Below are 21287 nucleotides of genomic sequence, written 5' to 3' on the forward strand. Positions count from 1 at the left end.
GCGGCAGCGGCCCAATCGCCCGCCGGACTCGATGCCTTTGCGTGCGATCCGCACCCCGATGCGCTTGCCGCGTAACCATTTCCGGCCATAAGTCATGGAACCGGCTTGCCGCGGTCCGTGGGGGCTCGGCCGCGAACAGGGTCTCGTCAGGGGTGTCGCGTGTGGCGCCGCCCTGAGACCGCACTTTCGACGGCGGTATCAGCGGCTTCGCTCTCCCCCACAACCCGTCCGGAACAATCCAGCTCGGTGTGCCCCGCTCCCACGGCCGGGACCCGCGGTGCGCGGGTAGACATCGGCGGTGGCGGTGTGCGCCGTCTCGAGGGGGGCGGTGACCGCACAGGCGGAGACGGATCCCGTCCTCACCGCGCCCGCGACAGATCATGACCCCGGGACGCCGCCGCGCGCGCCGGGCGAGGGTCCGATCAGAACATCCGCGACGCAGGACACCAAGATCAGCACCCACAAGGTGGCCGTCGGAGCCGCCGCCTGTTGAATCGTCAGGTGGGTGCCCAGGCGGTTACGGGTACTGAGCCACTCCCCATCCCCGACGACTGGACGAGGAGGAGCTCGCTCCGGCCGGGCCGCTCGGCGCCGACGTCAGCTGTCCAGCTCCTCCTCGAGTGGCGGTTTCGGCACCTCGCGCAGATGCTGGGACTGTCCCGGCCTGCCGCCCTCCCGGGCCTGCTCGGCTCGCTGTGCCGGGCTCAGCCCGAGGTCGGAGTCGGGGTCCACGCGGACCGACCGGGCCACCTCCTCACGGTTGGCGTACTGCTCGGCCGGGATGCCGCGCAGCGCCTTGACGACATCCGGCGCGGCGCCCGACCGGCTCGCCGCTTCGATCAGCCTGTCCTTGCCGGCGGGGAAGTCGACATCCGTGATGGCCTCCACCACGTCCCGGGCGCTCGTAGCGTGAGTCATGGCCCCTCCTATCTCATTGGAATCCGGAATCCGGGGCCACCCGGGTAACCGGCGGGGGCCGTTCACTCACCTCCTTCACCCGCCGGGTTTCCCCCCTGTTCGCCCACCTGGGCCGGGAGGACCCTGCCCGGCAGGAGGTGCCAACACATGAGCTCGAGCACGGACTTGAAGACCTCCACCAGCGTTCCCTCCGCCAGCCAGAGCACGGACGCGGCCAAGAAGATCGTGGGCCGGCCGTCCCGGCAGCCGGAGCGCGGCCCAGATGCTCCTCCGCCGCCCGGGCCACCCCCTGCAGCGCTGCTGACACCACTCCCACATGAGTTCCAGCGAGGCGTCAGGGTCCGCCCAGCACGATCTTCCACACTCGGGTCGCCACCTGGAGGTTCAGCCGGTCCTCGACGTTCGCGAGGTCGTTGCCGCTGATGTCGCGGATGCGCTGGAGCCGATAGCGCAGCGTGCTGCGGTGGATCGCGAGGGATTCCGCGGTCTCGTCGTAGTTGCCGCCGCAGTCGAAGTACCGGGACAGGGTCTCCACCATGGTCGCGTGGTGCCGGGAGTCGTAGTCGATGAGCTGCCCGAGCCACTCCTGGACGAACGTCTCCAGTTCCCGGTGGCCGCTGCCGGGTCCCAGGATGCGATAGAGGCCGAGCTCGTCGAAGAACGACGTGCCGTAGCGCTCGCGGGAATGGCGGCGCACTTCCAGGGCGCGCTGCGCCTCCTGGTAGCGGTGGGGGATGTCGGTCACGGAGTCGCAGGGGGCGCTCACCCCGATCGTCCCGGACCGTGTTCCGGTCTCCCGGGCGAGCGCCTCGTACAACGCGCGGGCATGCGGCCTGTCGCCGGCGACGAGGACGACGTGGTCGGAGCGGCAGGTCAGCAGCGAGCGCATGCCCACCGCGGAGGCCGCCCGACCCACCGTCTGCGCGAAGGAGTCGTCCGCAGTCCGGTTCGACCACTGCACCACGACGATGTACTGGCTTCGGCGCAGGTCGTGTCCGAGTGCCTCGGACCGGGCGTAGGCGCTCGCCTCGTCCGTCCCTGCCAGGAGGTCGTCGGCCAGCTCACGGTGCAGCCTCAGCTCCACTTCGGCCAGATCGCGCAGGTGCACCAGCTCCAGGGCGAGCGCCGTGGCGGCGTGTCCGAGCGCGAGTACGGTGTGCTCGTCGGACTCGGCCCGGGTATCGACCAGCGCCAGCACGCCCAGGATCTCGCCGTGCGGCCGGACGAGGGTGGTCAGCCGGTCCTTTATCCGTACCGGCCCCGCCTCTTTGCCGACGGCACGCAGCATTTCGTCCTGGCGGACGGGGTCCGGTTCGGGATAGGGATCGGGGCGGCCGGGGCCGATCCAGAACCTCAGCCGACCGAAGCGGTCCTCGACCAGCGCGGGAAGCCCGGTGAGCCTGTGCAGGGCGCGGGTGACGGCCTCCTCGCCGCCACCCGAGGCAGCAACGTCGGCCATGAGGGCGTGAACGGCTCGCTCGTAGCCCAGCTCAGCCACCACGGAGATCAGTTGCCGCTGGAGGGATGTGCGTTCCTCCCTCAGCCGGCGCAGTTCCAGCGCGTCCTCGCGCCTGCGGCGGTGTGCGAAGGCGACCGACAGTGCAGCAGCGGTGTAGCGGACCAGCGCGGCGAGCAGAGATCGCTCGGCCTTGGTGGGCCGGGAGCGGGACGTCACCACGAGGTAGCCGTGGAGTCCCTCGGGTCCGCGTAGCCCCAGGGCCCGCCCCCAGGGCCTGCCGGGTACGGTCACGTTGCCGTCCTGCCCGGCCAGCTCACGCACCCTCCGGCCCACGGACAAGGCATGCATCTGCCCGTTCCTCGGGCTGGGGACCAGGCCGTCGCCCACCTTGAGGTATCCGGCCTCGGCGCTGTACGGCCCCGCGGCGGCTATGTGGTCCATGGCCAGGCGCAGGATCTGGCCTTCGTCCGGAGTGTCGAACAGGGCGTGGGAAAGCGCGACCAGTTCGTGGAGGGCATGGTCGGCCGGGGTGCGAGCGGGCAGGCGGGGTCCTGTGCGCGCGGCGGTGCTGTGCCGCCCGGCGCTGCCTCGCGAAAGGCTGCCCTTCCGCTCGGAGTAGCGGTTGTACAGGCTGTGCACCCGACTGCCCACCATGGGATCACTCCGTCCCCCGAAGCCTTCAGGAGCCGAACGGCATGTCGCCGCGGTCCTCGCGCCACAGGGGTACCCTCTCCGGGCCGGCCTACCCGAGCTGTGTGGATTCCTTCCTTCGTACTCGTGGGGCGACCGCCCCTGTGCGTTCCTGACTCGCCAGACGCAGGTTCGTCATCCATGGGAGTGCTGGAGACTCTCCGTCCGCACCGGTGGGGACTGTTGGAGGGCGGGCGGACCGGGAACCGGTGACAGCGCGGGAAAAGCGCACCCGCACCCTGCCCCCGGCGACGGGTCGCCCAGTGGCGCTAGGCGTCGTCGCCCCGCTCGCCCTCCGCCTGGGACGGCTCGCTCCGGGGGACGTCCGGGTGCTGTTCCGTTGCGGTACGCTCGCCCGTCTCGTCCCGTTCGCCCTCGGCCTGCGAGGGTGTGCGCGAGTACCAGGTGTTGTGATCAGGGGCTCCGGATTTCATGACGGGCCTCCTTCGTGGCTCACGTCCATCCTCCCAGCTTGTCCCGGACCTCCGCGAGGTGCCCCTTCTCCAACAGGGTGTACCGCTCGCGCGGCGATGTCCCTCAAGCTTGCGGACCACCCCGTCGGCCTCGCTGCGCAGCGCCATCGAAAGCGCTCAGGTGTGAGTGCGGCCTCAGCCACCGGCCACGGCGCGCACGGCCTCCTCGACCGGTGTGGACCCGCTGATCAGCTCGAGGATGCGCCCGGCGGTCCTGGGCTCGTGGAGCAGGGCGGCGAGCACCGCGGCCACGTCATCGCGCGGCACTTGGCCGCGGTCGGTGTGCTCCGCGAGCGTGACGCGGCCGCTGCCCGGGTCGTCGGTCAGCATCCCCGGGCGCAGAATCGTCCAGTCCAGTCCCGGTCGGGAGGCGATGTCGGCGTCCGCCTCGCCCTTGGCCTTCAGGTAGGCGGCGAACACCGGGTCGGTGCCGGGCGGCGGCGGGCTGTCCACGCCCTTCGCAGAGATCACCAGGAATCGGCGCATCCCGGCGCGCTCGGCCGCGTCGGCGAGGAGGATGGCCGCGTTCCGGTCCACCGTCTGCTTGCGGGCCGCGCCGCTGCCCGGTCCGGCGCCCGCGGCGAACAGTGCCGCGTCGGCGCCGCCGAGGTGGCCGGCCACCTCGTCCACCGAGGCGTGCTCCAGGTCGCACACCACCGGTTCCGCGCCGTCCGCGCGCAGGTCGTCGGCGTGGTCCGGGTTGCGGATCAGCCCTGTGACGTTGTCGCCGCGCGCCGAGAGCAGCCGGGTCAGCCGGCGCGCGATCTTTCCGTGTCCACCAGCGATCACGATGTGCATGGGGTCATTCTTGCCACACGCGACCGCTCACGGCCGGGCTGGGGGACTGCCGCGGCGGGTCGGTCCCACGGTTGCCGCGCAGTCGGCGTACTCGCGCACCGCGCTGGTGCACGAGACCACCCTGCCACCGGGTCGCGCCGCAGATGCCCGAGAATTCGCGATGGCGATTCTGTCGTCAGGACCGCGCGAGGCGGGCCGCGAGACAGGGCGCCGTGGCGCTGCGGCGGGCCCTCCCCACCTTGGCCGGCGGACCCGCCGCGACCACCCGCCCGCCCGCGTCACCGCCGCCCGGACCGAGGTCGATGACCCAGTCGGCGGTGGCTACGGTGTCCAGGTCGTGCTCGACGTCCGGGGTCGGTGTCGATCCCCAGGCAGTTCACGACACTGCGCAGGTTGGCGCCCGGCCAGGCGGCGATCGCTCCCTCGCGGATGCTCAGCGAGGGGTCCGGGACGAGCAGGTCCTCGGCGGCGTCGTGCACGACGCCCAGTCCGTGGCACTGGGGGCAGGCGCCGGCCGCGGTGTTGGGTGAGAACGACTCGGCTTCCAGCCGTGCGGCTCCGGGCGGGTAGGTGCCGGCGCGGGAGTACGGCATGCGCAGCAGATTGGACGGCATGGTGAGGGTGCCGACCGTCGAGCGCGAGCCGGGCGACCCGCGTCGCTGCTGCAGGGCCACGGCCGGTGGCAGTCCGGTGATCTCCTGCACGTGCGGTGCGCCGACCTGTTGCAACAGCCTTCGGGCGCACGGCGCCACGGACTCGGAGGAGCGCCGCTGGGCCTCCGCGTAGAGCGTGCCGAACGCGAGCGAGGACTTGCCCGAACCGGAGACGCCGGTGAAGGCGACCATCGCGTCCCTCGGAACGTCGACGTCGACGTTCCGCAGGTTGTCCTCACCGGCGCCCCAGACACCACGAAGGGGTCGGTCGCGTCCGTGTCCACCATTCCTGATTACCGGATCGCGCCGCGAACCGCGCGACAGGCGTCGTCACCGGCCCCGCTCACACGTCAGGGGGCGTTGCCGTTACCTCGGGGCATACCGTGGGCACTCGCGGGGGCATCCGACGAGAAGGAGCCATGCGGGTGTCGTCACAAGACGTTCTGGTCGTGGTTCTTCTGGCGGATCCCGATACGCCGACGGAGATCGCGCAGCGTATGGCCCGGATGCTTCCTGATCGGCTCGCCGACAGGTCGGACGAGGGACGACGGTTCGACGTCGCGGTGGTCAGCGAGCCCTTCACCGCAGGGGCCGAGGACCCGCTCACCTTGATGCACCGGATCATGGACCGCGGAAGTGACGAGAACTGGGACATCGTCGTGGCTCTCACCGACCTTCCGCTGCACTCACAGGGGCTCAAGCTCGTGGTGGATATGAGTCACGAACACGGCTTGGCGCTGCTGTCCCTTCCCACGCTGGGGGGCTTCCGGCTGCAGACGAGGGCCCGGCAGGCAGTGGAAGAAGCGGTGCTCAGCCTGGCGGGCCCATGGACCACGGGGGCTGAGGAGTCGCCGGGAAGTCAGCCGCTGCGGGGACCCTTCACCGGTCGTCTCGCGCCCATCCATCCGGGCCGGGTCGCTGAGGAGGAGATCGCCGATCTGCGGTACGTCATCAGTGGGCTGCGCGGTTACCTGAGGGTGCTCGGCGGTATGGTCCGCGCGAACCGGCCCTGGCGCTTGGTGCCTGGCTTGTCGAAGGCCCTGGCGGCCGCACTCGCCACGGGAGCGGTCGCCACCGTGAACTCCACCGTCTGGAGCCTTGCCACCTCCCTGAGCACGCCACGCCTGGTGATCGCCATGGTCGGGTCGGTCGCGCTGATGATCGGGTGGCTGATCGTGGACGCGAACCTGTGGCATCGAACGGATGAGATGTCGCCGGAGGCGAGGAAGAAGGCGGTTCTCTACAACGCCTCGACGGTCGTGACCGTGGGTATGGGAGTCGTCGTGTGCTACGCGGGCCTGGCGGTCATCAACCTGGTCTGGGCGCTCTTCATCCTCAACGACCGGTTGTTCGCCTCCATGACAAGGACCCCGCTGCACGCCACGGAGTACTGGACGCTGGCCTGGTTCGTCGCTTCGGTCGCCACGGTGGGCGGCGCGCTGGGATCGGGCCTGGAGAGCGACGAGGCGATCCGGGCGGCCGCCTACTCCAAGCGCGAACAGGAACGCCGCAGCCTGCTGCAGGACGACCCCGGTGACTAGCGTGTGGCCCGATCGCCAGATGTGACTCGGTTGGCGGTCGTGCGGGACCGGAGACTCCGCTGATCGGTCGGTGCGTGGTTGTTTTGCCTCGGGGGCGAGGGGGACCCGCCCGGAACGCCCGTCCACCTGATCCAGGTGGAGCGACCCGCAGAGGCGGGGCGGAGCCACGCACCCCGTCACAGAACTTCCGAGAGTCAGGCTCTTTGCGCCCTCTCCATCACCCACATGTCGCGACGTTCAGGGAAGTCATCATGAAAGCAGCTGTATACGAGGGACCGCGAAAGGTCACGGTGAAGGACGTACCGGACGCGAAGATCGAACATCCCTGCGACATCATCGTCAAGATCACCGCTACCAACATCTGCGGTTCGGACCTGCACATGTACGAGGGCCGCACCTCGTTCGAGACCGGCCGCACGCTGGGACACGAGAACATGGGCCAGGTCGTGGAGGTCGGCTCGGCCGTCCGCAAGGTCCAGGTCGGTGAGTACGTGGTCCTGCCCTTCAACATCGCCTGCGGCTTCTGCAAGCAGTGCGAGCGGGGTCTGACCAACTACTGCCTGACCATGCAGCCGGAACCGGCCCTCGCGGGAGCCGCCTACGGATTCGCCGACATGGGCCCCTACCAGGGCGGACAGGCGGAACTGCTGCGCGTGCCCTACGGCGACTTCAACGCGCTGCGCCTGGGCGAGGACGCCGCCGAGCGGCAGACCGACTATGTGATGCTCGCCGACATCTTCCCCACCGGCTATCACGCCACCGAGATGGCCAACGTCAAACCCGGCGACCAGACCATCGTCTTCGGAGCCGGTCCCGTCGGGCTGATGGCGGCCTACTCCGCCCTCCTCAAGGGCGCCGGCCGCGTCTGGGTGGCCGACCACCAGCCCGACCGGCTGCGCAAGGCGCAGGAGATCGGGGCCATCCCCATCGACACCGCCGAGCAGAACCCGGCGGAGGTCGTCAAGGAAGCCACCCTCGGTCTGGGCGCCGACAACGGCTGCGAATGCGTCGGCTACCAGGCACACGACCCCCAGGGACACGAGGACGCCGCCCTCACCCTCAACGGCCTCATCGACACGGTCAGGTTCACGGGCGACATCGGCGTGGTGGGCGTGTTCCTGCCCCAGGACCCCGGCGGCGAGGAGGCCCAGGGGGAACTGGAGGCACAGGGCAAGGTTCCGATCGACTTCGGCATGATGTGGTTCAAGGGCCAGCACATGGGCACCGGACAGGCGCCCGTGAAGAAGTACAACCGGGCACTGCGGGACCTGATCGCCGGCGGGAAGGCGAAGCCGAGCTTCGTCGTCTCCCACGAACTCGGCCTGGACGAGGCCCCCACCGCCTACGAGCACTTCGACGCCCGTGACGAGGGCTGGACCAAAGTGGTCCTGCATCCCAACGGACGCGGCAACGGCCACAAGCGGTAGGAGACCCGGGGCCGCCGTGCCCCCTGTTCCTCCTGGACCGGTCCGGGGGGCGGGTGGCGATCCGCCCGTCCGCCGGACGGGGCTGGGGGCAGTCGGCGCGCTACGGCCCGACCTGAACCAACAACGGTCGCCCGCGCTCCGGCCCGGAGGACTGACGGCGGACGTTCAGCGGTGTCCGCAGTGGCAGCACTCCCTCCAGCGGCTGCGGCCGCCGGCCGGCCAGCGGGTCGTGTGGGAGGCTTCCTTGCCCGACGGTTGCCGCACCTCGACCAGGCCGACGCGACGCGGCGGGGCGTTCCGGCCAGGCGGACACCCGTGACGTGGCTGCGGGCGTTCGGGGAGGTCGTGCGATCCGGACTCAAGATCGAGGAGACACGGCTGGAGCCCCTGCTCGCGCTGCGCGCGGCCGCTGGGGTGGCGATCGTCGTCGGGCCGGCGCTGTGGCTGGTCTCCCCTGCGTATGCCGCGTCCGCCGCCCTCGGTGCCTACTCCGCGGGTGGAGCCACCTTCCAGCGCAGCTGGCGTCCACGCAAGGTGGTCGCGCTCGGCGCGGGCGCGGGTCTGGCGCTCAGCACCTTCGTGGGCTACCTGGCGGCGGGGCGACTCGCGACGTTCCTGCCGCTGCTGGCCGTATGGGCCTTTGCCGCGGGAATGGCGTGGGCCGTCGGATCGACCGCTGGGATCGTCGCAGCGACGACCGTGGGCAGCATGCTGGTGACCATCACCTTGCCCACGAGCGTCGGGCGAGCCCTGGAGCACGCCGGGGTCATCGCGCTCGGGGGCGTGACGCAGGCCGTGCTGATCTTGCTGTTCCCGATCCGGCGTTGGGGAGCGCATCGTGACGCGCTCGCCGACGCCCTGGCCGCCGTGGCGGATTACGCCCGCCGGTTGCGGCACGACCCGACCGCCCCGTTCGACCCGGAGCCGTTGATGACGGCCCGGGACGCGGCTGCCGTGACGCCGTCACAGGCCCGCACACGTCCCCCCGTCCTGCACGGCCCCCGGGGACTCGCCGAGCGCATTCGGCCGGTGGTCGCGGCGCTCGCCGACCCGGACGTGGGCGCCCCGGCGGAGGGACCCGAGCGGGACCGCGCGCGGGAGTTGCTCGACGCGGCCGCCGACGTCCTGGATGCGGCCGCCCGTTCGATCCGCCGCGGCACTCCCGCCGAGGTTCGGCCCGAGAGCATGGACGTCCTGAGCGTCGACGAGGAGCACGAGGTGCTGGAGGGCCCCGCGCGGCAAGCCGCCGAGCGGCTCGTGGAACTGCTCGGCGAGGCGTTGGAGATCGCCCAGTGCGGCTGCGCACGCGGGAGGACGCCCACGCCGCCAGGCCTCGCCGGCGCCCGGTTCCTGGTGCGCCCGACAATGCTCCGGCTGGTCCCGGTCGTCGTACGGGCGGTCCGACGCGAGCTCCGGCGGGACTCACCCGTGTTCCGGCACGCCGTCCGCTTGGCGGCGGTGGCCACGCTCGGCTATCTGATCGCCGCCCGGCTACCCCTGGGCCACGGCTACTGGGCGCCCATCGCCTCGGTGATGGTGATGCGGCCGGACTTCCACCGGACGTACGCGCGTGCGGTGGCCCGTCTCGCCGGGACCCTGGCGGGGGTCGCGCTCGCCACCGGCGTGGTGCGGGCCCTGGGCCCGAACGCTCATGTGTCCGGCGCGCTGGCGGTGGTCTCGGCGGGCCTGTCGTACATGCTGAACCGTACCGGCTACGCCTACTCCCAGTGCTTCACCGCCGCGTACGTCGTCTTCCTGCTCGGCATGGGCGGCCAGGCATGGGAGCAGACGGTCCCGGAGCGGGTGGTGCTCACCCTGCTCGGCGGAGCCCTGGCGATGCTGGCGTACGTGGTGTTCCCCGCATGGGAGACTCCCCGGCTGCCGGGCCGGCTCGCCGACTGGCTCGCCGCCAACGGCCGCTACGCGGCCGCGGTGCTGCGCGACTACGCCGAACCGACCCGGGAGCATCACGCCGACATGCGCAGGGCACTGCTGGAAAGCAGGGAGGCACGTGCCGCCTGGCAGGAGGCGTACGACCAGGCAAGGCGGGAACCGGTCCGCCCCAGGGGTCTGACGTCGCGCGAGGCGCAGGAGGCGCAGGAGGCGGTCAAGGGGTTCGGCCGGGCAGCGATGCTCGTGGAGAGCCACGTCCCGCGGGCCGACGGCCGTTTCGTCCCCGAGGCGGAGCGGTTCGCCGAGGCCCTGGAGACGGACACCGCGAAGGCAGCAGTCGCCGTGCGCGAGCACAGGAATCCGGACTGGGGACGCGTGGAGGAGGCGCTCCACGCGTGGGAGGACGCCGCCGGCCATGGGAGCCCGGTCGTGCTGCGCGAGGCGGAACTGCAAAAACGGGCCTTGGAAGACCTCGCGACAGCCGTGAGCCGCACACCCCTGGAACGGGACGTCGGCTCTGCTCGCGAGGAGCAGCGGGTGCGGGCGACCCTGGCTGCGGAAGGTAACGGATCAGGGCCCGCGCACCAGGGTGGGTGACGAAGTCGGCCACGGGGAGCGCCTCGCCTCCTGCAGCGGCAAGCAGTCTCCCCGCCGCCTCGGGCGCCGTCATACGGCGGGACCGGGTTGCTTGGCTGCTCGTTGGTCCGGTCGTACTCGCCCAGGCCGTCCTGGGCATGGTCTCCCGCCCGGTCACCGGCACTGCGCCGCCTGGGCTGGACCACTGCCGCGCCCGAGGGCGTGAAGGTCAATGACCGGATCGTCCGTGTCGCTCAGGAACAGGCCGGACGCGCTCTGCGGTCGGTGAAGTGGCGCGCCGATGTAGTCGCCGGAATTCTGGCCACCTGGCCGGTCGATCCGAAGAAGCGTACCGAGGGTGAGTGGGAAGCGGTGCGGGCCGCGATACCCGGAGGTGAGTTCCTGCTGTCCAGCGTGATCCGTTCCCACCCGTCAGATCGCTGCGTCTCTGCGGAAGAACGGGCGTCTCCCGGTGGACGTGTTCGAGCTGGAACCCGCGGGGCGCGGATGCTTCTTCTCTCCGCTTGTGACGGACAGCAAGCGTCGATCGAGCGGTCCGTGACCGAGCCGACGAAGGTACTGCTGCGGATGCAGCCTCCCACCCGGCCCGGCCCCCAGAAGTACGCGGACCGGTCGTGGGCGCCTGCACGATCAAGCTGCCCCCGACTGTTCCCGCGAGCGCCGTCCTGCACTTGCCGACCTTGCGCATCGTCGGCGGGAAGGTGCGAGCCGATCTCGCCTACACCCACCCCGTGCCCAAGGCCCAGCGCTTTGGCCACACCGTGGCGTTGGGTGTGGACTGGGGACTGAACACCCTGCTGTCCGCCGGTGCGGCCCGGCTCCACCCGGACGGCACGATGATCACCGCCCTTGGTCCCGGCCCGGCCCTCGGGCCCGGCCTGAAAGCATCCGGAGGGACACGCGCCAACGGACCGGACCCGGCTGCCCCGCGCAGCCCACCGGCACCAGGGCATGACCGCGATCAGCACCCCCACCCGCTACCCCGCCCAGGTGGGCAGAACCCAAGCCGAACCTTGGGTTCGCATGGGATCGCTTAGCTGATCAGAGACGCTAACGCCGGACGCGCGGCATCCCCAGACCGATCCACGAGATGATCTCGCGCTGGATCTCGTTGTTGCCGCCGCCGAAGGTGAAGATGACGGCGGAGCGGTAGCCGCGCTCGAGTTCACCGTGCAGCACCGCGCCCACCGAGCCCTCTTTCAGTTCGCCGGCCGCTGCGACGATCTCCATCAGCCAGGCATAGGCGTCGCGGCGGGCCTCGGAGCCGTAGACCTTGACCGCGGAGGCGTCCTGCGGGGTGAGGGTGCCGTTCTGGACCGCGTTGACCATCTGCCAGTTGAGGAGCTTCATCGCGTCGAGCCTCGTGTGGGTCTGGGCGAGGCGGCGGCGCACCCAGGGCAGGTCGACGACGCGACGGCCGTCGGCCAGCTTGGTCTCCATCGCCCAGCGCTGCACGTCGTGCAGGGCGCGGATGGCCATGGTGCCGTGGGCGGCGAGGGTGACACGTTCGTGGTTGAGCTGGTTGGTGATCAGCCGCCAGCCCTGGTTCTCGGCGCCGACCCGGCGGGAGACGGGGACGCGGACGTTCTCGTAGTAGCTGGCGGTGGTGTCGTGCGAGGCGAGGGTGGTGATGAGCGTGCAGGAGTAGCCGGGGTCGGTGGTGGGGACGAGGAGCATGGTGATGCCCTTGTGCGGCGGGGCGTCCGGGTCGGTACGGGTGGCCAGCCACACCCAGTCGGCGGTGTCGCCGTTCGTCGTCCAGATCTTCTGCCCGTTGACCACGTACTCGTCGCCCTCGCGCACCGCGCGCGTCTTGAGCGAGGCGAGGTCGGTGCCCGCGTCGGGTTCGCTGTAGCCGATGGCGAAGTCGATCTCGCCGGAGAGAACCTTGGGCAGGAAGTACGCCTTCTGCTCGTCCGTGCCGAACTGCATGATCGTCGGCCCGACGGTGTTCAGCGCCATCAGCGGCAGCGGCACGCCCGCCTGGGCGGCCTCGTCGAAGAAGATGAACTGCTCCATCGCCGTGAGGCCGCGGCCGCCGTACTCCTCGGGCCAGCCCACGCCGAGCCAGCCGTCGGCGCCCAGGCGCCGGATGGTCTCGCGGTAGAAGCGCTTCTGGGCGGCCGGGTCGCCGTGCCGGGCGTAGGCGTTGTCCGGCACCAACCCGGCGAAGTACGAGCGCAGTTCGGTGCGCAGCCGCTGCTGCTCGGGCGTGTATTCGAGGTGCACGGCGCCTCCAGGCCTCCCAGTCCGGTCCTGACGGCGCACACCGTAGAACGTGTTCCAGAAATTGGGAATGCCGAAGACGGGGCCGGTGACGGCGGGCCCGTCCGGGTGGCCGTCGGTCAGTTCAGCGTGGCGAGGAAGTCCGTGCAGGCCTGCGCGCACTCCCGGCAGGCCTTCGCGCCGTCCTCGCCGCCGGGGTACCCGTCGAAGACGTGCGCGGCTTCCAGGCACACGGTGCGGCACCACTCCACCTGGATGCGCATGCCGGTCTCGTCGAGCCGGTTCTGCTCCGACAGCACACGGCAGGTCGCGTCGCACACCTCCGCGCACATGATGCCTTTACGTCGTACGAGCTCCTGCTGCTCCGTCCCGTCCGGGTCCACCAGGCTCGCGCGCAGGGCGCAGGCGCGTGCGCACTCGGTGCACGCCTGCGCGCAGGCGAAGCGGTCCTCCAGGAAGCGGAAGAGCTCCTGCTGGGTCGTCGTTGTCACACCGTGCGGGTAGCCGCTGCCCCTGGGGCCAAACCCGGGCCGAAAGCCGCGATCCAGGTCGGCCGGTTCACACCGGAGCCGAGGGGTACCCGCGGGCCATGACCAACGCATGGATGGACACCGCCGCGAGCAGCACCTCCGCCCTGGGGCTCATCGGTGCCGGTGTGGTGATCGTGCTGGTACTGATCGGCGCCTTCATCCTGGGCGCCCGGGTCCGCCGCCGCGAGTCCGCGCCGCCGCGTCCGCACGAGCAGCCCCACCTGCCGGCCGAGGGTCCGGTCCGCGAGGTGCGGGAGCAGCGCGAGGCCGACGAGGTGCCGCACAGCGACCGCCGCCTGACCCCGCACGAGCTGCCGAACCACGGCAACTCGCCGAGCCGGTCCGCCCCCGCGAAGGGCAGGCCGCGCTGGAGCGAGGGCAGCAGCGGCTCGTTCGGCAGCGGCGGACCGGGCGGACGCTGACGCCGGGACCGCGCACGCCGTACGAGGGAGGAAGGGAAACCCCATGACCGACTCCGCCCGCAGCATCCTGCCGTTGCCGGACTACGACCACCTGCCGATCGGCGGCCTCGAGAGCCGCGTGCGGTCGCTGACCGCCGAGCAGGTCGGGGATCTGCTGACCTACGAGCGCTCGCACGGCGACCGGCTGCCGGTGACCGAGCTGCTCTCGGCTCGCCTGGACCAGCTGAAGTCGGGTGCCGAGCCCACGTCGGGCCACCCCGGTGCACTGCGGCCCGAACAGCACGGCCACCGCTCGGGCTCCCATGTCTCGCCGAAGACCTCGCCCCAGCCCTCCAGCGCACCGCCGCACGGCACGCCGGACCAGCGGGGCAAGCCGAAGGGCGACCGCACCTAGAGCCCTGGCCGCGCGCGACGACCGGGGCAGTTCCCTTCCCTTCGGGTCGTTGACGAAGCGGAACGGCGTTCCGTATATTAATCGGAACGTCGTTCCGCTTTCGTTGCGTCTCGAAGGGCATGCGTCATGAGTTCATCCACTCCCGTCGTCTCCGTCAGTCCCGTGGTCGTGCCGGCCCCCGGCCGAGCCGTGGAGCTGCGGGTGCGGGTCTCCGCGCCCGTGACCGGGGACGAGCTGCCGGTCATCCTGCTGTCGCACGGTCACGGCCCCTCCCACTACCTGTCCTCCCTGCACGGCTACGCCCCGCTGGCCGACTACTGGGCGGCGCACGGGTTCGTCGTGATCCAGCCGACCCATCTCAGCTCCCGCTTGCTGAATCTGGATCCCGGCCACCCGGAGGCGCCCCTGTACTGGCGTTCCCGGGCCGAGGACATGAAGCGGATCCTCGACGGGTTCGACGCGATCGAGGCCGCCGTCCCGCAGCTGCGTGGACGCCTGGACCGGGACGGTGTCGCCGTGGCCGGGCACTCCATGGGCGGCCACACCGCGAGCCTGCTGCTGGGCGCGCGGCTCCTCGACCCCGCGGACGGCACCGAAGTGGACCTGCACGAGCCGCGGATCAAGGCCGGCGTGCTGCTGGCCGCGCCCGGCAGGGGCGGCGACGCCATCACCCCCTTCGCGGCCGAGAACTACTCCTTCTTCCTGACCACGGACTTCTCCCGGATGACGACGCCCGCGCTCGTGGTCGCCGGCGACAAGGACACCTCCACCCACCTCACGGTGATCGGCCCGGAGTGGCACACCGACCCCTACTTCCTCTCCCCCGGCCCCAAGTCGCTGCTCACCCTGTTCGACGCCGAGCACGGGCTCGGCGGAGTGTCCGCCTACGACGCGGCCGAGACCACGGATGCGAGCCCCGAGCGCCTGGCCGTCGTGCGGCGGCTCACCTCGGCCTACCTCCGCAGCCGGCTCCGCCCCGGGGACCCCGCCTGGCAGACGGCGAGTCAGGAACTGGCGTCCGCCCCTGACCCGCTCGGGCGGATCGAGTCCAAGTAGGCCGCCCGGCACGCCCGCCACCGGCCTGTTTCCGTCCACGGCGCACGGGCACTCGTGCGCCGTGCTGCGCAGGAGGAGAACGACGGTCCGGACCCGGCCCGCGGCGGAGCGTGCCGCCGACGCGCTCGACGCCCGGCTCCCGGTGTACGACGGCGGCAAGATGCTGCGGAAGGCCTTTCCCGACCACTGGTCCTTCCTGCTCGGCGAGATCGCCCTGTACAGCTTCGTCGTCCTGTTGCTGACGGGGGTCTGGCTGACCCTCTTCTTCCACCCCTCGATGGGCGAGGTGGTCTACAACGGCTCGTACCGGCCGCTCGACGGGGTGCGCATGTCGGAGGCCTACCAGTCGACGCTGCACATCAGCTTCGACATCCGCGGCGGGCTGTTGATCCGCCAACTGCACCACTGGGCGGCGCTGGTGTTCCTCGCGGCGATCGGCGTGCACCTGCTGCGGATCTTCTTCACCGGCGCCTTCCGCCGGCCCCGCGAGGTCAACTGGCTGATCGGCGTGACACTGTTCGTGCTGGCGCTGGCGGAGGGCTTCGCAGGCTACTCGCTGCCGGACGACCTGCTGTCGGGGACGGGCCTGAGGATCGCGCAGGGCATCATGCTGTCGATCCCGGTGGTCGGGACGTACATCAGCATGTTCGTCTTCGGCGGCGAGTTCCCGGGGCACGAGCTGATCCCGCGGCTGTACTCGGTCCACATCCTGCTGATCCCAGGCGTCCTGCTGGCGCTGGTCGCCGTCCACCTGATGCTGGTCTTCTACCTGAAGCACACCCAGTGGGCGGGCCCGGGCCGGACCAACCGCAACGCCGTCGGCAAGCCCATGGTCCCGCAGTTCTCGGCGAGTTCGGGCGGGCTCTTCTTCATGGTCTTCGGCCTGCTGACGGTGCTCGCCGGGATCGCGCAGATCAACCCGGTGTGGGTGTACGGCCCCTATCGGCCGGACATGGTCTCGACGGGCTCACAGCCGGACTGGTACGTCGGGTTCCTCGAGGGCTCGCTGCGGCTGATACCGCCGTGGGAGACGGCGGTGGCGGGACACACGGTGATGTGGAACGTGCTGCTGCCCGCCGTGGTACTGCCGCTCGCCCTGTTCGCGGTGCTGTACGCCTACCCGTTCCTGGAGCGGTGGGTCACCGGGGACGACAGGGAGCACCACCTGTGCGACCGTCCCCGTGACAACCCCGCCCGCACGGGGCTCGGTGTCGCCGGGATCTGCTTCTACGGCGTGCTGCTCCTGGCCGGCGGCAACGACATCATCGCGCACACGTTCAGGATCTCCCTGAACACGCTGACCTGGGTCTTCCGGATCGCCGTGGTGGTGCTCCCGCCGCTCGCCCTGATGGTCACCAAGCGCGTGTGCCTGGCCCTGCAGGAGGCGGAAGTGGAACGGCTCGCCGAGGGCGAGGAGACGGGCGCGGTGCGCCAGACGATCGCGGGCGGCTACACCGAGGGTCACGAGCCGGTCGACGAGCAGAAGCAGTACGTGCTCCGCGCCCGCCGGCAGCCCGAGCCGCTGCCGGCTCCGGAACCGGGCGGGGACACCTCCCAGCTGGCCCGGCTGCGGGCCACCCTGAGCAACTGGTACTACGGCGACCGGGTCCAGGAGCCCGGCAACGGCGAATCCCCGTCCCGCGAGCCGGAGAACAGTGAACTCGCTCAGCCGGAAGGCGAGTTGGAGCGCTGACCCGGTCCTGCACCCGGGCCGGACGGCTCGGAGGCCGGGTCGGGACGGTCGGCGTACTGGAAGACCATCCCCACCACCCCCAGCCCCAGGACGCCCAGCCCCAGCAGGGCCAGCCACAGTCCGAAGACGATGCCGAGGGCGAGGAGGACGGCGCCGAGGGCGATGACGATGGGCCAGGGACTGTGCGGGGAGAAGAACTCCAGCGGGCCCGCCGTCTCGATGATCTCGGCGTCGGGGCGGTCCTGGGCGCGCAGCCCCGCCCTGCGGTACTGCACGTGCAGGAAGAACGCGACCAGCGCGGCCATCAGGAAGGCGATCCCCAGGGCCGCGGTGCCGGCGGGCTCCCGGGAGCGCCACCAGTAGCCGGCGGCGGTGACGGCGAAGAAGACGGCCACGCCCGCGAACAGTCGGGACTCGGTGCGCATCAGCTCTCCTGTTTGCTCTCCAGCTGTGCCGCCGCTTCCGGATGGTGCAGGTCGAACGCCGGGGACTCGGAGCGGATCCTGGGCAGGGCGGTGAAGTTGTGGCGCGGGGGCGGGCAGGAGGTGGCCCACTCGAGGGACCGCCCGTAGCCCCAGGGGTCGTCGCCCTCGACCTTCTTGCCGTGTCTCGCGGTCTTCCACACGTTGTAGAGGAACGGCAGGGTGGACAGGCCCAGCAGGAACGCTCCGATGGAGCTGACGGTGTTGAGCAGGGTGAAACCGTCGGCGGGCAGGTAGTCGGCGTAGCGGCGGGGCATGCCCTGCTCGCCGAGCCAGTGCTGGACGAGGAAGGTGGTCTGGAAGCCGACGAACAGGGTCCAGAAGTGGATCTTCCCGAGGCGTTCGTCGAGCATCCTGCCGGTGAGTTTCGGCCACCAGAAGTAGAAGCCCGCGAACATCGCGAAGACCACGGTCCCGAACAGCACGTAGTGCAGGTGGGCGACGATGAAGTAGCTGTCGGTGAGGTGGAAGTCGAGCGGCGGCGAGGCGATCAGGACCCCGCTCATACCGCCCAGCAGGAAGGTCACCATGAAGCCGCACGACCACAGCATGGGCGTCTCGAAGGACAAGGAGCCCCTCATCATGGTGCCGATCCAGTTGAAGAACTTCACCCCCGTCGGTACCGCGATCAGGAACGACATCAACGAGAAGAACGGCAGCAGGACGGCGCCCGTGGCGAACATGTGGTGGGCCCACACCACCGCGGACAGCATGGTGATGGCGATGGTGGCGCCGACCAGCGTCACATAGCCGAAGATCGGTTTGCGGCTGAACACGGGGATGATCTCGGAGACGATCCCGAAGAACGGCAGCGCGACGATGTAGACCTCGGGGTGGCCGAAGAACCAGAACAGATGCTGCCACAGCAGTGCCCCGCCGCTGGCCGCCTCGAAGACCTGCGCACCGAACTTCCGGTCGGCCTCGAGCGCGAGCAGAGCGGCGGTCAGCACCGGGAACGCGGGCAGCACCAGGATCGAGGTGAACAGCACGTTCCAGGTGAAGATCGGCATCCGGAACATGGTCATGCCGGGGGCGCGCAGGCACAGGATCGTGGTGATGAAGTTGACCGCGCCGAGCGTGGTGCTGACACCGGTCACCACCAGCCCCATCACCCACAGGTCACCGCCGGCGCCGGGGCTGTGCACGGCGCTGTTGAGCGGCGCGTAGGCGAACCAGCCGAAGGCCGCCGCTCCCCCGGGCACCAGGAAACCCGACACCACCGTCAGCCCGCCGAACAGGTACAGCCAGTAGGACAGCGCGTTGAGTCTCGGGAACGCGACGTCCGGGGCGCCGATCTGCAGCGGCATCACCGCGTTGGCGAACCCGGCGAACATCGGGGTCGCGAACAGCAGCATCATCACCGTGCCGTGGATGGTGAACAGCTGGTTGTACTGCTGCTGGCTGACGATCTGCAGCCCCGGGCGGGCGAGTTCGGCCCGCATCAGCAGGGCGAGGATCCCGCCGAAGAGAAAGAACGAGAACGCGGTCGTGATGTAGAGGTTGCCGATCACCTTGTGGTCGGTCGTGGTCGCCCAGCGCAGCAGCGCCCGCCCCAGCGACGAGCGCGTGCGCGGCCGTACCGGCGCCCGGTGCGGCCGCGCGGTCCTCCTGTCCACCGCCATGCGCCGCCGGGTACCCGGGCGTCGCGTGCTCACTCACAGGGCTCTTCGAAAGATTTCGAAGTGAATCCCGAATCATGCGAGGAGGATTGACGCATCTTTCGGGCCTCCTATCATCCAAGTTGTCCGCTGGATCGGGCGATGTTCGACATATCGAAATGTCATGCGCAGGACAATCCAAGGAGGGTTCATGAAACGTCCCCGGTGTACACGACGGCAACTCCTCGCGGTGCTGAGTCTGACGGCCGCCACCGCGCTGCCGGCCACCTCCGCGGCGGCCTCGGCACCCGACGCGACCGTCAGGGCCTCCACCCTCGGCGCCCAGGCGGCCCAGTCCGGGCGGTACTTCGGCACGGCGGTGGCCGCGGGAAAGCTCGGTGACACGACCTACTCGAGGATCCTGGACCGGGAGTTCAACATGATCACCCCGGAGAACGAGATGAAGTGGGACACCACCGAGCCGTCCCGCGGCAACTTCAACTTCGGGCCCGCCGACCAGATCGTGAACCACGCCACCGCACACGGGCAGCGGATGCGCGGCCACACCCTCGTCTGGCACTCCCAACTGCCCGGCTGGGTCGGCTCCATCGGCGACGCGACCACCCTGCGCAGGGTGATGGACAACCACATCACCACCGAGATGAACCACTTCAAGGGCAGGATCTACGCCTGGGACGTGGTCAACGAGGCCTTCGCCGACGACGGCAGCGGCCGGCACCGCGGTTCGGTCTTCCAGAACGTGCTCGGCAACGGCTTCATCGAGGAGGCCTTCCGCACCGCACGGGCGGCCGACCCGGCGGCCAAACTCTGCTACAACGACTACAGCATCGAGAACTGGTCGGACGCCAAGACCCAGGGCGTCTACGCCATGGTCCGCGACTTCAAGGCGCGAGGCGTGCCCATCGACTGCGTCGGCTTCCAGTCCCACTTCGGCGCCGGCGGACCGCCCGCCAGCTTCCCGACCACGCTGGCGAACTTCGCCGCGCTCGGCGTGGACGTCCAGATCACCGAACTGGACATCGCGCAGGCGTCGGCCACCGCGTACGCCAACACCGTCAAAGCCTGCATGAACGTCGCCCGCTGCAAGGGCATCACCGTGTGGGGCATCAGGGACAGCGACTCCTGGCGCACCGGACTGAACCCGCTGCTGTTCGACGCGGCCGGCAACAAGAAGCCCGCCTACAACGCGGCGTTGACGGCGCTGGGCGGGACTCCCGCCGCCACTGCGTCCGGCACCCGTGTTTCCGGCAGGTAAGACGCCCGGTTCAGGACATGCCCGGCATCGGTCGGCGATCTTGCACCGAGTGAAGCTTGTGCCCAAGTGGTGAAGGATTGACGGGGGTTGCTTGGAGTGACAAGAATTCACTCCACTTCACTGTTTCAGCAGTGAGTGATGCGACGCGAGTGGCCTGGCCTGGGACAACTCTGCCTTGTCCCCCTCCAGCCGGCCGCTCGCGTCGGCCACCTCCCGCCCCCATGCCACAGGAACAGGTCTTGACTCGCTCTCCATCCAGAACGCTGACCACCCTTGCCGCAACCGCTTTCCTCGCGGGTGCCGCGCCTCTGCTCGGGGCGACCGCCGCGAGCGCGACGACGACCGGCGACTGCCAGTCCGCCACCGTGCAGTACCGCATCGTCGACTCCGCCGGGAACCCGGTCGGCGCCGACTGGACCTCACAGGGCGGCTTCCACCAGTGGAACGCCGCCCCCGGCACCGTCGAGGTGCGTCTGGCCCCGGGGCAGACGGTCGGCGACGGCTGCAAGTACCCGGTCTCCCTGGCCGAGTACACCACCGAGGGCTCCAACTGGTACACCTCCGGCCACCAGACGCTGGTCGACCACGCGACGGTCTACCTCACGGCCGCCGACCTGGCCGGCGCCGACAGCGGCAAGCGGACCTGGCAGAAGCTGTCGGTCAAGGCTCCCGACTGCTACGGGCAGATCGACCTGTACGGCGACGACATCGTCTACGACGGCAAGTCGGAGGCCGGTCACGGCCCCGCCCCCTACCAGCCCGGCAACGTCGTCACCCCGTACCACCTCATCGCCGCGTGGAACGGCGGCGACAAGGCGTGCACCCCCGAGCAGCCGCAGTCCCCCTCCCCCACGCCCTCGGAGTCGAAGCCGGCCACGCCTCCGGCCGGCCGGCCACCCTCCGGGCACACGACCCCGCCGAGCAGCCCCAAGCCGTCCACCTCCACCCCGCCCACCACTCCGAAGGTCCCTCCGCTGAAGTCGACCCCGCCCGCGACTCCGGCCCCCTCGCCGAGCGGCAGCACCCCGCCGCTGGCCGAGACCGGTTCGAACGCGCCGGTCGGACTCATAGCCGGCGGTGCCGCCCTGGTCATCGCCCTCGGAGGCGGCGCTCTCTACACGGCCCGCCGCGCACGCCGCTCCTGACGACGACGGCGTAGAA

Annotated in this window: 16 protein-coding genes and 3 pseudogenes; 9 read left to right on the top strand and 10 right to left on the bottom strand. The window is 70.5% G+C overall.

The annotated features are described in order from the left end of the window. Nucleotides 1-127 precede the first annotated feature (127 nt). The 6 genes and pseudogenes from ACIRVK_RS17820 to ACIRVK_RS17845 all read right to left on the bottom strand — a co-directional run. Nucleotides 128-238 (bottom strand): annotated as a pseudogene (locus ACIRVK_RS17820) (IS5/IS1182 family transposase); the annotation flags it as partial. Nucleotides 239-597: 359 nt separating this feature from the next. Next, complete coding sequence (locus ACIRVK_RS17825; protein ID WP_404247948.1) at nucleotides 598-918, bottom strand: DUF2795 domain-containing protein; 321 nt, start codon at nucleotides 916-918, stop codon at nucleotides 598-600. Nucleotides 919-1252: 334 nt separating this feature from the next. Beyond that, a complete protein-coding gene (locus tag ACIRVK_RS17830; RefSeq protein WP_404247950.1) occupies nucleotides 1253-3031 on the bottom strand; it encodes a PucR family transcriptional regulator in 1779 nt (592 codons plus the stop codon). Nucleotides 3032-3336: 305 nt separating this feature from the next. Next, nucleotides 3337-3501: a hypothetical protein gene (locus ACIRVK_RS17835; protein WP_404247952.1), complete on the bottom strand. Its 165-nt coding sequence runs from the start codon at nucleotides 3499-3501 to the stop codon at nucleotides 3337-3339. A gap of 174 nt (nucleotides 3502-3675) precedes the next feature. Then, nucleotides 3676-4338 carry an SDR family oxidoreductase gene (locus tag ACIRVK_RS17840; RefSeq protein ID WP_404247954.1) on the bottom strand — a complete coding sequence of 221 codons (663 nt, stop codon included), beginning with the start codon at nucleotides 4336-4338 and terminating at the stop codon, nucleotides 3676-3678. A 323-nt stretch (nucleotides 4339-4661) separates the two neighbouring features. Continuing rightward, nucleotides 4662-5275: pseudogene (locus ACIRVK_RS17845) on the bottom strand (ABC transporter); the annotation flags it as partial. Nucleotides 5276-5410: 135 nt separating this feature from the next. Here ACIRVK_RS17845 and ACIRVK_RS17850 point away from each other — a divergent pair. The 3 genes from ACIRVK_RS17850 to ACIRVK_RS17860 all read left to right on the top strand — a co-directional run bounded on the left by ACIRVK_RS17850 (nucleotide 5411) and on the right by ACIRVK_RS17860 (nucleotide 10449). Beyond that, on the top strand, nucleotides 5411-6532 hold the full coding sequence (locus ACIRVK_RS17850) for a hypothetical protein (RefSeq protein ID WP_404247956.1): 1122 nt from the start codon (nucleotides 5411-5413) through the stop codon (nucleotides 6530-6532). Between the two features lie 251 nt (nucleotides 6533-6783). Beyond that, complete coding sequence (locus ACIRVK_RS17855; RefSeq protein WP_404247958.1) at nucleotides 6784-7959, top strand: glutathione-independent formaldehyde dehydrogenase; 1176 nt, start codon at nucleotides 6784-6786, stop codon at nucleotides 7957-7959. Between the two features lie 315 nt (nucleotides 7960-8274). Further along, nucleotides 8275-10449, top strand: a complete 2175-nt coding sequence (locus tag ACIRVK_RS17860; RefSeq protein ID WP_404247960.1) for an FUSC family protein — start codon at nucleotides 8275-8277, stop codon at nucleotides 10447-10449. 1050 nt (nucleotides 10450-11499) lie between these two features. Here ACIRVK_RS17860 and ACIRVK_RS17865 read toward each other — a convergent pair. Beyond that, entirely contained in the window at nucleotides 11500-12678 is a 1179-nt protein-coding gene (locus ACIRVK_RS17865) for an acyl-CoA dehydrogenase family protein (protein ID WP_404247962.1), read from the bottom strand. A gap of 116 nt (nucleotides 12679-12794) precedes the next feature. Then, complete coding sequence (locus ACIRVK_RS17870) at nucleotides 12795-13166, bottom strand: ferredoxin (RefSeq protein WP_404247964.1); 372 nt, start codon at nucleotides 13164-13166, stop codon at nucleotides 12795-12797. Between the two features lie 98 nt (nucleotides 13167-13264). Between ACIRVK_RS17870 and ACIRVK_RS17875 the strand changes: the two genes are divergently transcribed. The 4 genes from ACIRVK_RS17875 (at nucleotide 13265) to ACIRVK_RS17890 (ending at nucleotide 16770) form a co-directional block, all read left to right on the top strand. Next, nucleotides 13265-13627 (top strand): DUF6479 family protein, encoded by a 363-nt coding sequence (locus ACIRVK_RS17875; RefSeq protein WP_404247966.1) that lies wholly within the window; start codon nucleotides 13265-13267, stop codon nucleotides 13625-13627. Between the two features lie 43 nt (nucleotides 13628-13670). Further along, nucleotides 13671-14021: a hypothetical protein gene (locus tag ACIRVK_RS17880; RefSeq protein WP_404247968.1), complete on the top strand. Its 351-nt coding sequence runs from the start codon at nucleotides 13671-13673 to the stop codon at nucleotides 14019-14021. Between the two features lie 126 nt (nucleotides 14022-14147). Then, on the top strand, nucleotides 14148-15077 hold the full coding sequence (locus ACIRVK_RS17885; protein WP_404247970.1) for an alpha/beta hydrolase family protein: 930 nt from the start codon (nucleotides 14148-14150) through the stop codon (nucleotides 15075-15077). 160 nt (nucleotides 15078-15237) lie between these two features. Beyond that, a complete protein-coding gene (locus ACIRVK_RS17890; protein ID WP_404247997.1) occupies nucleotides 15238-16770 on the top strand; it encodes a cytochrome bc complex cytochrome b subunit in 1533 nt (510 codons plus the stop codon). Here the strand turns inward: ACIRVK_RS17890 and ACIRVK_RS17895 are convergent. Beyond that, complete coding sequence (locus ACIRVK_RS17895; RefSeq protein WP_404247972.1) at nucleotides 16743-17195, bottom strand: cytochrome c oxidase subunit 4; 453 nt, start codon at nucleotides 17193-17195, stop codon at nucleotides 16743-16745. The genes ACIRVK_RS17890 and ACIRVK_RS17895 overlap by 28 nt on opposite strands. Then, a complete protein-coding gene (gene ctaD, locus ACIRVK_RS17900) occupies nucleotides 17195-18874 on the bottom strand; it encodes a cytochrome c oxidase subunit I (RefSeq protein ID WP_404247974.1) in 1680 nt (559 codons plus the stop codon). Before ctaD ends, ACIRVK_RS17895 begins: the two co-directional genes overlap by 1 nt. A 187-nt stretch (nucleotides 18875-19061) precedes the next feature. On the opposite strand from ctaD, the pseudogene ACIRVK_RS17905 reads away from it, so the two are divergent. Together ACIRVK_RS17905 and ACIRVK_RS17910 are read left to right on the top strand one after the other, a co-directional pair. Next, nucleotides 19062-20102: pseudogene (locus ACIRVK_RS17905) on the top strand (endo-1,4-beta-xylanase); the annotation flags it as partial. A gap of 263 nt (nucleotides 20103-20365) precedes the next feature. Next, entirely contained in the window at nucleotides 20366-21271 is a 906-nt protein-coding gene (locus ACIRVK_RS17910) for a hypothetical protein (protein ID WP_404247976.1), read from the top strand. The last annotated feature ends 16 nt before the right edge of the window (nucleotides 21272-21287 follow it).

This window comes from Streptomyces sp. NPDC101152 (genome assembly GCF_044768275.1).
Lineage (GTDB): Bacteria > Actinomycetota > Actinomycetes > Streptomycetales > Streptomycetaceae > Streptomyces.